The organism is Alcaligenes sp. NLF5-7 (assembly GCF_024266725.1).
GTDB lineage: Bacteria > Pseudomonadota > Gammaproteobacteria > Burkholderiales > Burkholderiaceae_B > Alcaligenes > Alcaligenes phenolicus.
The window spans coordinates 354300-366377 of the sequence record NZ_CP100755.1 but is presented as its reverse complement, the minus strand read 5'-3'; the positions used below and the strand labels follow the sequence as shown (position 1 = coordinate 366377).

Annotated in this window: 12 protein-coding genes; 9 read left to right on the top strand and 3 right to left on the bottom strand. The window is 55.8% G+C overall.

What is annotated here, in order from left to right; all coding sequences use genetic code 11:
- The first annotated feature begins 16 nt into the window (after positions 1 to 16).
- The 3 genes from MID00_RS01780 to MID00_RS01770 are packed head-to-tail and all read left to right on the top strand — an operon-like array spanning position 17 to position 2553.
- On the top strand, positions 17 to 523 hold the full coding sequence (locus MID00_RS01780) for a TRAP transporter small permease (RefSeq protein ID WP_009457636.1): 507 nt from the start codon (positions 17 to 19) through the stop codon (positions 521 to 523).
- 2 nt (positions 524 to 525) lie between these two features.
- Entirely contained in the window at positions 526 to 1821 is a 1296-nt protein-coding gene (locus tag MID00_RS01775; protein ID WP_250756861.1) for a TRAP transporter large permease, read from the top strand.
- A 51-nt stretch (positions 1822 to 1872) separates the two neighbouring features.
- The gene (locus tag MID00_RS01770) at positions 1873 to 2553 is read left to right on the top strand and encodes a TetR/AcrR family transcriptional regulator (protein ID WP_250756862.1); all 681 of its coding nucleotides are present in this window, start codon (positions 1873 to 1875) and stop codon (positions 2551 to 2553) included.
- Between the two features lie 253 nt (positions 2554 to 2806).
- Here MID00_RS01770 and MID00_RS01765 read toward each other — a convergent pair whose 3' ends face one another.
- The gene (locus tag MID00_RS01765; protein ID WP_026484309.1) at positions 2807 to 3604 is read right to left on the bottom strand and encodes an outer membrane protein assembly factor BamD; all 798 of its coding nucleotides are present in this window, start codon (positions 3602 to 3604) and stop codon (positions 2807 to 2809) included.
- Positions 3605 to 3699: 95 nt separating this feature from the next.
- Between MID00_RS01765 and MID00_RS01760 the strand changes: the two genes are divergently transcribed.
- The 5 genes from MID00_RS01760 to phaR all read left to right on the top strand — a co-directional run bounded on the left by MID00_RS01760 (position 3700) and on the right by phaR (position 8652).
- Positions 3700 to 4665, top strand: coding sequence for an RluA family pseudouridine synthase (locus MID00_RS01760; RefSeq protein ID WP_026484310.1), 966 nt, complete (start codon positions 3700 to 3702; stop codon positions 4663 to 4665).
- The gene (pgeF, locus tag MID00_RS01755) at positions 4647 to 5414 is read left to right on the top strand and encodes a peptidoglycan editing factor PgeF (RefSeq protein WP_254002824.1); all 768 of its coding nucleotides are present in this window, start codon (positions 4647 to 4649) and stop codon (positions 5412 to 5414) included. Before MID00_RS01760 ends, pgeF begins: the two co-directional genes overlap by 19 nt.
- Before the next feature lie 142 nt (positions 5415 to 5556).
- On the top strand, positions 5557 to 7188 hold the full coding sequence (gene phaC / locus MID00_RS01750) for an alpha/beta hydrolase (protein WP_060185736.1): 1632 nt from the start codon (positions 5557 to 5559) through the stop codon (positions 7186 to 7188).
- A gap of 124 nt (positions 7189 to 7312) precedes the next feature.
- Entirely contained in the window at positions 7313 to 8050 is a 738-nt protein-coding gene (phbB, locus tag MID00_RS01745) for an acetoacetyl-CoA reductase (RefSeq protein ID WP_009457629.1), read from the top strand.
- Positions 8051 to 8109: 59 nt separating this feature from the next.
- On the top strand, positions 8110 to 8652 hold the full coding sequence (gene phaR / locus MID00_RS01740) for a polyhydroxyalkanoate synthesis repressor PhaR (RefSeq protein ID WP_009457627.1): 543 nt from the start codon (positions 8110 to 8112) through the stop codon (positions 8650 to 8652).
- 3 nt (positions 8653 to 8655) lie between these two features.
- Here the strand turns inward: phaR and MID00_RS01735 are convergent, their stop codons facing one another.
- Complete coding sequence (locus MID00_RS01735) at positions 8656 to 9798, bottom strand: GNAT family N-acetyltransferase (protein WP_254499586.1); 1143 nt, start codon at positions 9796 to 9798, stop codon at positions 8656 to 8658.
- A gap of 140 nt (positions 9799 to 9938) precedes the next feature.
- On the opposite strand from MID00_RS01735, the gene MID00_RS01730 reads away from it, so the two are divergent.
- Complete coding sequence (locus MID00_RS01730) at positions 9939 to 10904, top strand: hypothetical protein (protein ID WP_254499585.1); 966 nt, start codon at positions 9939 to 9941, stop codon at positions 10902 to 10904.
- A 131-nt stretch (positions 10905 to 11035) separates the two neighbouring features.
- Here the strand turns inward: MID00_RS01730 and MID00_RS01725 are convergent, their stop codons facing one another.
- Positions 11036 to 12061: a DUF3829 domain-containing protein gene (locus tag MID00_RS01725; RefSeq protein WP_035270781.1), complete on the bottom strand. Its 1026-nt coding sequence runs from the start codon at positions 12059 to 12061 to the stop codon at positions 11036 to 11038.
- Positions 12062 to 12078: the final 17 nt, after the last annotated feature.

Here is a 12078-nt window from a genome sequence, read left to right as displayed (position 1 = left end):
CTTGGAACAAGGGAGTATGAATGTGAGTGAGGACCCTCTGATCAAGCGAGGGCCGACCCTGATCGCTCTGGAATGGCTGGCCATTGCGTCCAGCGTTGTGGTGGCGGCAGGTTTGGCCTATGTGGTGGCCGCACGTTATTACCTGAATTGGCCGGCAGCCGGTGTGCACACCATTGTGATGGTGGCGGCGATCTGGCTGTACATGACGGGGGCCTTGATCGCCAGCCAGTCCCGTCAGCATTTGGTGGTGGATTACCTGTCGCATCGTTTGAAGACCCCACGGGCGCGTGCTATCCATCGTTTCATCGTGTCCGTACTGGTGCTGATCATTGTGGTGGCTTTTGCCTATTGGACCTTGCGCATGTTCATGTGGGGTTCCCGGTTCTCGACCACGATGGCCGAGCTGGGAATTCCTGTCTGGGTACCGCAAGCCGCTATTGGTCTGAACGCCGCCGGTAGCCTGATGTATGCCTTGCGCGATGTTTATCAGTCTTTAATGGCCTTGCGCCATGGAGGCCATTGATTATGCATGCTGGATTTTCTGTTCTCTTGCTCCTGTTCCTGCTAGGTGTCGGGGTGCCAGTGGCCTGGTCCTTTGCGGGCACGCTGCTGATGTTGACGCTGGTGTATGACGTCAACTTGAACACCTTGATGTTGCAAGGTTTCCGTTCCTTGAACTCCCTGGTTCTGCTGGCTTTGCCTTTGTTCATCATGGCGGGGTACTTGATGCAGGCAGGCGGGATTGCACACCGTTTGGTGGGCTTTGCCGAGATGCTGGTCAAGAATCGTCGTGGTGGCATGGGGGCCAGCATGGTGCTGGCTTCCGGGGTGTTCGGGGCGATTTCGGGTACGGCCTCGGCGGCGGTGGCGTCCATTGGCACCATTCTGGTCGATCCCATGGAGCAGCGCGGTTATCCGCGTCAGTACTCGGCGGCCTTGCTGGGGATTTCCTCTTTGCTAGGGATTCTGATTCCGCCGTCCATCACCATGATTCTGTTCGCGGTGGTGACGCAGCAGTCGGTAGTGGCGTGTTTTGCAGCCACGATCGGGCCAGGGATTCTGTTGATGGTCGGGCTGACGCTGTTCAATTATGTGGTGGCTGGACGCTGGTTCAAGGAGCTGCCAGCACAAGCTGTTGATGAAAAATCCCGTCGTTCTTCCCTCAAGACTTTGCTTTATGCCGTGCCCGCCTTGTGTATTCCCACCTTGATTCTGGGTGGTATTTACGGGGGCGTATTCACACCCACGGAAGCTGCGGCGGTGGCGGTTGTGCTGGTGATTGGCATCGGCTGCTTTGTGTATCGTGAACTGACCCTGGGCAAGCTGCGTGACAGCTTCGTTCGCACGGCAGAGACTACGGGCACCGTTATCCTGATCTTGCTGTTCTCCTTTCTGATCGGCCGTATTTTGGTTGCGCAAGGCGTGCCTCAGGACCTGACCGCCTTTGTGACGGGTCTGGTGGATAGCCCCATCGGCATTCTCTTGATGGTCAATGTGTTCCTGATTCTGGTGGGCATGATTATTGACGATGTGTCCTTGACCGTGGTGGTGGCTCCCTTGCTGCTGCCTTTGGTGGGCGTGGCCGATGTCAATCCGATACAGTTTGCCGCGATTGTGGCGTGTGCGGTGATTGTGGGTTCCAACAGCCCGCCGATGGCACCTGTGCTGTACATGTCCTGCCGTATCAGCAAGGTGACGGTACATCGTTCCTTTGGCCCGGCCATCGCCATGATCGTGTTTGTGGCTATTCCGATTCAATTGATCACCACCTTCGTGCCCGCTGTTTCCTTGGCGTTTCCACGAATGCTGGGCCTGTTATAAGAGGAGCGCCGGTATACTTTGGCGACTAAAGCGACTCTACAAGCAGGCGATATGAGCGATAAGGAATTGATTGAACGTGTGGCCCAGGCCGGCGTACTGACCGAGCCCAATGTGCATTTGACGCGGGCGGATTGGCTGGAGGCGGCCATTCGCCTGTTCATGCAGGAAGGCGTGGAGGCGGTGCGCATCACTCGTCTGGCGCAGGTGATGGCCGTCACGCGAGGCAGTTTTTATTGGCATTTCAAGGACAGGGACGATCTGCTGGATGGGCTGGTCGGTTTCTGGGAACAAAAGAATATGCGCTCCACCATGTTGGCGCTGGAGAATGTGGACAATCTGCAAGATGGCATGTTGTCCCTGTTCTCTACCTGGTTGGACGTGTCCCGTTTTGAGCCGGGCCTGGATATGGCCATGCGGGATTGGGCAAGGCGCTCCGAGCGAGTGCGTCAAGCCGTCGAGCGGGCGGACAAGGCCTGCATGAATGCCTTGGCCAATTTCTTTCAGCGCATGGGTGTGGAAGAGATTGAAGCCCAGACCCGAGCCCGGACGACGTACTTTTGTCAGATTGGCTATTACCTGATTGGCCTGCAGGAAGAGCTGGAAGACCGCATGGTGTATCTGGACGACACTATGAAGATTCTGGGAGGCCAGCCCCTGGACCCAGCCAAGGCCAAGGCTTTTGCAGAGCGTATGTATAGCGTGCAAAAGGACAATGCCAAGAAGGTGGGGTGATATTCAGGATGCTCTGGGGCCTGTGGGGGCGGGGTGTGTTTAGATGGCTGCAGGCTAAGGAGCTACCTGACTTGTCGTTACTGTTTTGATGAGCAGGGCAGAGCAGACTGGTAAGGAATATCAGCTTGAAGCCGGAAAACTGAAAAGGCCGAATCCTGTATGGGATTCGGCCTTTTTTTGACTGCGTTCTGTGATGCGTTTTATTGTCGCTTCACAAAGGCAGCCTGTGTTTTATGCTGCTTTGCCTCAAGGTTTAGAACCAGTTAATCGGGTTCCAGTAGTTAACCTTGGCATCCAGACCGTCCTTGAAGTAGGTGGAGTCCGGGAAGTTCTGATCCATCACGCGTTTGGTGGTGTCACGCAGCTCGGTTTGACCCATCTTGTCGTAGGACAGGTACATCAAGTACAGCGCGCGTTCAGCAATAGGCACGCCCTTGAAGTCCGTAATCACGGTTTGCGCACGGTTCACAGCAGCCACGTAAGCGCCACGCTTGTAGTAGTACTCGGCTACGTGTACTTCGTTCTGGGCGATGGTGCTGACCAGCCAGGTCAAGCGCTTGGCGGCATCCGGTGCGTAACGGCTATTGGGGTAGCGTTGCAGCAGATCGTTAAAGGCTTCGTAGGATTCGCGCAGACCTTTGGGGTCACGCTCGCTGGGATCCTGTTGGGTAATGTTAGACAGGGCAGCGCTAGGAGGCGTAAAGGAGATCAGCCCTTTCAGGTACAGCATGTAGTCGGTACCGGGGTGGCTGGGGTACTGCTTCTGGAAGCGGTCGATAGCGGCCAGGGCTTTGGCAGGCTCTTCGTCTTTCCAGTTGATATAGGCCTGGTCGATCAGCGATTGCTGTGCGTAAGTGCCAAAGGGGTAGCGGGACTCGACGGCTTCCAGGCGGGTACGCGCGTCTTTCCAGTTGCCGGCGGACATTTCTTCACGGGCGTCTTTATACAGGCGCTCGGCGGTCCAACCCGAGGTGGGGTCAACTTCTTTTTTGGTAGTGCCGCAGCCAGCAAGCAAAGTGGCAGCCAGCATTAATGCGGCTACTTGGGCCAGCTTGGTACCACGAATACGTGGCAAGTTCAGGTTCAGGCGAGTCACAAAAGCGTCCTTGGTGTTAGCATTGCTGCTCAATTATATGATTTGTCGCCATGCCTGACACAGATACTGAAAAAGATAGTGTTGTTTCTTCCGACGCACTGCGTTTTATCCTTCCCATCACTGCGTCTCCCGATCGTCTGGACAAGACTTTAGCGCGTTTACTGCCACAGCATTCGCGCAGCCGTCTACAGTCCTGGGTCGAGAGTGGGCATGTTCTCGTCAACGGCCAGGCCGTCAAGGTCAAGCATACGGTTTACCCCGGTGATACCGTGCTGGTCTGGGAGCAACAGGCCCCAGAAGACATGGCCTTCGAACCCGATGACGTGGACTTCGAGATTGTGGCTCAAAGCGACTCCTGGCTGGTGGTTAACAAGCCAGTGGGTCTGGTCACGCATCCTGGCGCGGGTAACTGGCGTGGCACTTTGCTCAATGGTTTGCTGTTTCGCTTCCCCAATCTGCGTCAGGTACCCCGTGCCGGTGTTGTACACCGGTTGGACAAAGACACTTCCGGCTTGCTGGTCGTGGCCCGCACGGAAGTCGCACAAACTCACTTTGTCCGACAACTGCAAGAGCGTAGCATGGGACGCCAGTATCTGGCGTTGGTCCATGGCGTCTTGCCGGGCCAGGGCTCGGTCGATGAGCCGATTGGACGCGATTTGCGCGTGCCAGTGCGCATGAGTACTGGGCCGTCCGTCGCTCCCAAGCATGCTGTAACGCATTATCAAATGTTGCGTCAGGGTTATGCAGGCGAGGAAGCGGTGACCGAGGTGGCTTGCCGACTGGAGACAGGGCGTACCCACCAGATTCGTGTCCACCTGAGCTCAATCAAGCATCCTCTGCTGGCCGATACCTTATATGGTGGCCGCGTTGTCGCGGGGGCGCAGCGCCAAATGCTGCATGCCCATGTGCTGGAGTTTGATGATCCCGATACGGGCGAGCGCCGTCGCTTCTCGGCGGAGCCACCGTCTGACTATCAGTCTGTTGCAGAGGCGATTGAATGGCACACTCAAAGCTGATTCCTGGTGTTAGCGGCCCCGAACAAGCGGGGCTGCTTTATTTCTGTACGACTCGGGCTGGGGGCGTCAGCCAGGACGAGCGTGACAGCCTGAATCTGGGCCTGAATACCGGCGACGATCCGGAGCGGGTGCAGGTAAATCGCCAGCGGCTGGCGGACTTCCTGGCTTCGGAGCCAGTCTGGCTGGCACAGGTACACGGCACAGATGTGCTGGATGCAGATCAGGATGTGTTGCCTGCCGTGCCCAGAGAGTTTGATGCTGCCATCACTACACGCCGGGATCGTACCCTGGCCATTCTGACCGCCGATTGCCTGCCGGTGGTGATCTGGGACGAGCAATCTCAGGTATTGGGTGTGGCCCATGCCGGTTGGCGTGGTCTGCAAGCCGGAGTCCTGGAGCGTACCTGGCAGGCGATGGCCGCCCGTTGTCCCCAAGCGCAATCCTGGCAAGCCTGGATTGGTCCGGCAATCAGTCAGGAGCACTTCGAAGTCGGGCAGGAGGTCTTTGATGCCTATGTTCAGGATGAGCCGGAATTGGCCGCCTTTTTTATTCAGGGAAAGCGTCCTGGAAAATGGCAGGCGGATTTGCCCGGTATTGCCCGCCACCGTTTGGAAAAATTAAGCCCTGGAAAAATGACCGTGCACTTAAGTGGCTTGTGTACGTTTCAAGAGAATGGATTGTTTTATTCCTACCGCCGCTCGCCCTTGACCGGCCGACAGGCCACCATTGCTCGCTTGAACCTGCTTTAACGGTTTTTTGATCGTATTAAATACGATATGGAATCTTTAATTCCGTCTATTGGCGTGCCAGCCTAATTAATTACCCCAATTGACTGCTTTTGTTACGAACGTCATGCTCTAAGCGTATTTGCAATTCGTTTACAGGTGGCAGATGTCGAGTAACAACAGAGCTTTTCAAGGTTTTGGCAAACCGATCGATGCCACCCGCTGTGCTGAACTGCAAGCTCGTTATATGCAACAGTGGCAGGAGTTGTGGGACCAGGCCCAGCGCGGTGCCTTGCCACCTCCCCAGGATCGCCGGTTTGCGGATGCCGCCTGGCAGAGCAATCCCACCGCCTTGTTCAATGCCCATATCTGGCAGCTTAGCGTTCAGGCCATGAACGAGATGCTGGACTCGATGGAGCTGGAAGCCGCGCAGCGTGAGCGCCTGAGCTTTTCCATGATGCAGTGGGCCGAGGCCATGTCGCCCAGCAACTATTTGATGCTCAACCCCCAGGCCCTGCAAACCATGATGGATACGGGCGGCCAGTCCGTGCTGGAAGGGATGTCCAATTTTATGGACGACTGGCAAAAAGGCCGTCTGACACAAACGGATGAAAGCCAGTTTCAACTGGGGCAAAACGTGGGTACCACCCCCGGTGCCGTGGTGTTCCAGAACGATATTTTTCAACTGATTCAATACGCACCTACTACCAGCATGGTCCATGCCGTGCCCTTGCTGATCGTGCCGCCTTGCATCAACAAGTTCTACATTCTGGACCTGCAGCCGGAGAATTCCTTTGTACGCCACGCTCTGGATCAGGGGCTGACGGTATACCTGATGTCCTGGCGCAATCCCCAGCCGAATGACGCGGCCCATATCCATGCACTGAGTTGGCAGGATTATCTGGAGCAGGGCGTGCTGGAGGCGATTCGTGTCAGCCAGGAGCTGTCGGGCCAGGAAAAAATCAATACGCTGGGCTTTTGTATCGGTGGCACCTTGCTGGCCAGCGCTTTGGCACTGGCACGCGATAAAGGTCAGGACCCAGCCGCTTCCATGACCTTGCTGACCACCATGTTGGATTTCACCGACGTGGGCATGCTGAATGTCTTTATCGACGAAGCACAGGTTGCGTTTCGGGAGTGGCAGTTGGGGCAGGGCGGATTGCTCAATGCCCGTGAGCTGGCCAGTACCTTTTCTTTCCTGCGCCCCGCCGAGCTGGTTTGGAACTATGTGAACAGTAACTACTTGCAGGGTAAAAAACCACCTGCCTTTGACTTGCTGTACTGGAACTCCGACGGCACCCATTTGCCCGGTCCTTTCTTTACCTGGTATTTGCGCAATACCTATCTGGAAAATCGTCTGGTTCAAAAAGGTGGTGTCCCCGTGGGGGCGCACCGCGCCGACCTGAGCCAACTGGATTTGCCTGTGTACCTGTATGGCTCGAAAGAAGACCATATCGTGCCCTGGCAGTCGGCCTATGCGTCCTTGCAGGCACTGCCTGCGGCTCAGCATCGTTTTGTGCTGGGGGCCTCGGGCCATATCGCAGGCGTGATCAATCCGCCTGCCAAGCAGCGCCGTAATTACTGGGTGCTGCAAGATGGCGAGCCAGTCGCCACGCTGGATGCCCAGCAGTATATGGAGCGGGCTCAGTCCGTACCTGGTAGCTGGTGGTCCGATTGGATTGCGTGGCTTGCACCCTTGTCGGGTACGCGGCGTCGCGCAAAACGTCGTCTGGGCCATGCGCGTTATCCCGTGCTGGAGGATGCGCCCGGCAGTTATGTGAAAGTGCGCGCCAGTTAATTTTCAATTTTTCAGGTTTCGGGAGCAGGGCGGTTTGCCTGCTTCCATTATCCCGACGCCAGGCTTTTTCATTGTCCGGGCCGGCCCAGGGATCGAGCTTTGTCACCCCTTTCAGGAGAAGTATATGAGCAGCAAAGTAGCTTACGTCACTGGTGGTATGGGAGGGATAGGGACAGTCATTTGTCAGCGTCTGGCCAAAGACGGTTTTACCGTTATTGCAGGCTGCGGCCCCAATCGCGATTTTCAGAAATGGTTGGGTGAGCAGGCCGAGCTGGGCTACACATTTCATGCTTCGGTGGGCAACGTAGCAGACTGGGACTCGACCGTTGAAACCTTTAAAAAAGTCTTTGCCGATTTTGGTCGTGTGGATGTTCTGGTCAATAATGCCGGGATTACACGCGACGGCACCTTCCGTAAAATGAGTCAGGAAGATTGGCGCGCGGTGATTGACACCAACCTGAACAGCCTGTTCAACGTGACCAAACAAGTCATTGATGGCATGGTAGAGCGCCAATGGGGCCGCATCATCAATATCAGCTCAGTAAACGGGCAGAAAGGGCAGTTTGGCCAGACCAACTACTCCACGGCTAAAGCCGGGATCCACGGCTTTACCATGGCTCTGGCTCAGGAGGTTGCCAATAAGGGGGTGACGGTCAATACTATTTCCCCCGGTTATATTGGTACGGACATGGTGCGTGCGATTCGCCCCGACGTTCTGGAGAAAATCGTGGCGACCATTCCAGTGGGCCGTTTGGGTACACCGGATGAAATTGGCTCCATGGTGGCCTGGCTGGCCTCGGGTGATTCCGGCTTTGCCACGGGTGCGGATTTCTCCCTGAACGGTGGCTTGCACATGAGCTAAGGCTTGTTGCAGTGCATAGCGCGTGTTTTTGATTTATTGATTAGGAAGTAAGCACCAGCATGGGATCCCCTCGACTCATCAAGAAATACCCCAATCGTCGCTTGTACGACACGCAGGCCAGCGCTTACATCACTATGGTCGATGTCAAGCAACTGGTCCTGTCAGGAGAGGAGTTCGCGGTCGTCGATGCCAAAAGCGGCGAGGACCTGACGCGCAGTATTCTGTTGCAGATCATTCTTGAGGAAGAAAGCGGGGGTATCCCCATGTTCTCCACTCCGGTGCTGATGCAGATCATCCGCTTTTATGGCAATGCCATGCAGGGGGTGATGGGCTCGTATCTGGAAAAGAACATTCAGGCCTTCATGGAAATCCAGGAGCGCATGACTGAACAGTCCAAAGGCGTCTACGGCGGTCAGTTCGGCCCCGAAGCCTGGGCTCAGTTCATGAGCATACAGGCGCCTGTGATGCAAACCGTCATGAACAGCTATATCGATCAGAGCAAGAATCTGTTCGTGCAAATGCAGGACCAAATGCAGGATCAGACCCGGCAAATGTTCTCGGTCTTTCCCTTTGCGCCACCAGGCAAAGACAAGAAAGACTGATTTTTAGCTTGCCAGCGTTTTAAACGGGGTATGGCTGTTTAGTGCTTCCTGATAGCGGGCCACATGGCCCGCTTCTTCATGCAGGAACTCTTCAATGGCGTGGGCAAAGCGGGGGTCAGCAATCCAGTGCGCCGAGCTGGTGGGAGTGGGCAGCAAACCTCGCGAGAGCTTGTGCTCCCCTTGAGCACCGCCTTCAAAGAAACGCAGTTGCTGCGCAATGCAGAACTGAATTGCCTGGTTGTAGCAGGTCTCGAAATGCAGGCCTGGCACGTATCGAGTACAGCCCCAGTAACGTCCATAAAGTGTATGCCCGTCCCGCAGCGACAGGGCGCAGGCTACATCTTGCCCATCTTGCTGCGCCAGAATCAGTACCAAAGAGTCGGGTAGATGTTCGTGCAGGCGCGCAAAGAAATCCCGATTCAGATAAGGGCGTTGTCCGCGCTCCTGATAGGTATTGGCATAGCACTGGTAAAAGTAGTCCAGGTTCTGCTCGCTAATCTCCTGACCCTGTTTGTGCTCAAAGGACAGCCCCTGCTCGTAAACCTTGCGGCTGTCCTGTCGCATTTTTTTGCGCTTTTGCTGGGTCAGGGAAGCCAGGAAGTCCTCGTAGCTGGCGTAGTTCTGGTTTTGCCAGTGAAACTGCACATCGTGGCGAATCATGAAGCCCGCCTGCTCCAGAGCTTGCCTGTCCTCTGGATTCGGGAACAGGACATGCACAGAGGACAGCTGATTACTTCGCGTCAGCTGGATCAGTTGCCTGGCCAGCAGTACGCGATCCTCCTGGGTGTGGGCCAGCAGGCGAGGGCCGCTGACGGGTGTAAACGGGATGGCACACAGGAGCTTGGGGTAATAGTCCAGCCCATGGCGTTGATAAGCCTGCGCCCAGCCCTGATCAAACACATACTCGCCGCGCGAATGGTGCTTCAGATACAGGGGCACGGCACCACACAGCGTCTGTCCACGATGCATCAAGAGGTAATGTGGCGACCAGCCTGTCTGTGGAATGGCACAGCCAGCTTCGTCCAATGACGTCAGAAAAGCATGACTGAGCAACAGGTGATGGCCAGAGAGCGCGTCCCAGTGTGCTGCGTCGAGCTGACTCAGTTGTGTGCAAAGTGAAAATTGGATCGGTTCAGTGCTGACCATGGCAAGGAGTACGTCGGTAAGCTCAACTTGAAACAGGGCTAGGGCATAGACCCTGACGGCTTTGTATACTAGCCAGCGTTTCATACAAAGGGAAGGCTTGATTGGTATTGTTGCCAGCGCTTGCCCAATAAGAGGAATTCATGAAGAAAATTACCTTGGCGCTGGGTACGTGGATGGTGCTGGCAGGTTCGGCTCAAGCGGGTCCTGCTTGTGAGTATTTGCGTAATTATGTCGCTTTACAGCCGCAATCCGGCGACGAGCTGCAGATGCAGGATCAGGAGGGGGCTTGTCTGGTTCAGAACGGACAATGGTCGGCCGGTTTTTCGTCAATGCTGCTGGCCTTTGATGAGCTGGTCTTGCGTGATGAAGGCTTGGCATCCTTGTCCGAGCGGCAAGTTATTCCAGACTCCATGGATCTACAAGTAAGCGGGATCTATGTTCTGACGGGACGTTTGCCAGGGCAGGACTACGTAATGCGCCTGCAAGCCAAGCCTATGGATTTTACTTTCAAGTACAAGTGGGACTCGGCCTCGGCACAATTGAATTTGGAGCAGGCTCGACTGCGTAGTCAGTACCTGCGTGAGGTTCGTGCTCAGGCGCAATTCGGGATTGAGTCGGCCGCAGGACGCCCCTTGGGTGCCGATGATCTTGAGCAGGCAGAGCTTAAAAGTCTGAATCTGTACCTGGATAATCAGAATCTGATCCAGTCCATGATCATGCCTGCGTTGGTGATGAACATGAGCATGTACGAAGACCCGCGCCCCGGTATTGAGAAGGCCTTGCTGGCCGCACGCACTTCCGTGCAGTTGATGCCTGACTCGGTGGCGGATCGGGACAGCCGTGATGCCTTGCTGGCATTTATTGCTCAGCTCCCCGCGCCTCAAGGGCGCTTGTCGTTGAATATGACAATGGATCCCCCTTGGCCAGCGGCACGTCTGGAGTCTGGCTTGTCTGTGGATCAGGTGCGTAAATTGATGTCTGGCATGAAGGTGCAAGCCAGATACCATACGGGGCAAGAAGTCCCCTCTGTCTATGTCTGGCTGCGTGATCGCCTGCGCGATGGTTTGCAGTTTTTCGGTCTTCGCAAGGATGACGCGGCGCGCTAATGAGCGTTTGGCCCTGGTGGCGGGAGGCCCTGTAATACCGGACCAACCCCATCTTGCTTGGGGTCTGCCATTGCCAGTGCGCAGGCTGCGCTCTCCTGCTTACGGAAAACGCAGCCCTTAGCCTGGTTTCGTCAGGCGTCGGGTAGCATGTTGTAGTTTCTGATCATGCTGTTGTAGTCGTTCTCCAGCTTGGAGAGCTGGTACTCCACATTGGCTTGCTTTGCGTCCGATGCCAGGGCTCGGCGCAGATCCTTCAAGCCCACCAGGAAGGTATTGAAGTTGCTGGACAGGGCAAACCACTTGGGCGCGTTGCCCAGCTGCGTTTTGGTGTCGGGATGTGCTTTGGCAAAGGCATCAGCCTTGTCGAAGGCGGCTTGATACGCTTGCTCGATTTTCTCGATGGACTGGCCAGTGAGCTGCTCGGACTCTGCCAACGTGCTGATGGCATCAACGGCGCGGCGGGCGGCCAGAGAGACATTCAGCGTGTGCCAAGCAAAGTTCTCGGTGCCGTAAGCCTCTTCAATCGCTACCAGCTGTTTTTCCCGCAGACTGTGATTGCGCTCCGAGACTGTTTGTCTGAGCGTGTCTTCCGCATCAAAGAAGCTGATGAACAGAGGCATGATCTGCTCGTCCAGCTCGCGGCCTTTCTTCATCTGGTCGTCAATATTGTCCTTGCGACTGTAATAGAGATCCGCTTCATTCATGACGGGAATCAGCTTTTCCAGCGTGTCAGCAAACACTTGACCAGGCTTGTCCAGTCCAGCGTCTGCTGGCGGCATGGCGATGGCATTGCGCATTTGGGTGATGCATTCGCGCGAGATGGAGTTGTTCTGCTCGTACACCTTGATCTTGAAGCTGGCGGCAATGCGGGTGGAGCCGGGGGTAGCGACAAGGTTCTGATATTCCTTGATGTATTTCTGGGCATGCTGGCTCAAGGGGCTGGCGACGTCATTCAGGCAGGCAATTACTGGCTGCAGTTTCTCGGCCAGTTGCATATCCTGCTTTTGCAGGCTCACTTCACCATTGCCCAGAAGGGAACTGCCAGAGGTGCCGACCTTCATTTCCTGTGGCAGCCAGGTGTTGAATTGGCCGCTGGCGTAGGCGCCGATGGCAATGCCGATCGCGCCCAGGATCACAATACTTGTAAGTTTCTTCATTTTCGCGCTGTAGAGAT

Bases quoted from the DNA above. Each gene is read 5' to 3' on its own strand.
- MID00_RS01735 (WP_254499586.1), bottom strand. From the start codon at position 9,798: ATGGTCAGCACTGAACCGATCCAATTTTCACTTTGCACACAACTGAGT.
- MID00_RS01730 (WP_254499585.1), top strand. From the start codon at position 9,939: ATGAAGAAAATTACCTTGGCGCTGGGTACGTGGATGGTGCTGGCAGGT.
- pgeF (WP_254002824.1), top strand. From the start codon at position 4,647: ATGGCACACTCAAAGCTGATTCCTGGTGTTAGCGGCCCCGAACAAGCG.
- MID00_RS01770 (WP_250756862.1), top strand. From the start codon at position 1,873: ATGAGCGATAAGGAATTGATTGAACGTGTGGCCCAGGCCGGCGTACTG.
- MID00_RS01780 (WP_009457636.1), top strand. From the start codon at position 17: ATGAATGTGAGTGAGGACCCTCTGATCAAGCGAGGGCCGACCCTGATC.
- phaC (WP_060185736.1), top strand. From the start codon at position 5,557: ATGTCGAGTAACAACAGAGCTTTTCAAGGTTTTGGCAAACCGATCGAT.
- MID00_RS01760 (WP_026484310.1), top strand. From the start codon at position 3,700: ATGCCTGACACAGATACTGAAAAAGATAGTGTTGTTTCTTCCGACGCA.
- phbB (WP_009457629.1), top strand. From the start codon at position 7,313: ATGAGCAGCAAAGTAGCTTACGTCACTGGTGGTATGGGAGGGATAGGG.
- MID00_RS01725 (WP_035270781.1), bottom strand. From the start codon at position 12,061: ATGAAGAAACTTACAAGTATTGTGATCCTGGGCGCGATCGGCATTGCC.
- MID00_RS01775 (WP_250756861.1), top strand. From the start codon at position 526: ATGCATGCTGGATTTTCTGTTCTCTTGCTCCTGTTCCTGCTAGGTGTC.
- phaR (WP_009457627.1), top strand. From the start codon at position 8,110: ATGGGATCCCCTCGACTCATCAAGAAATACCCCAATCGTCGCTTGTAC.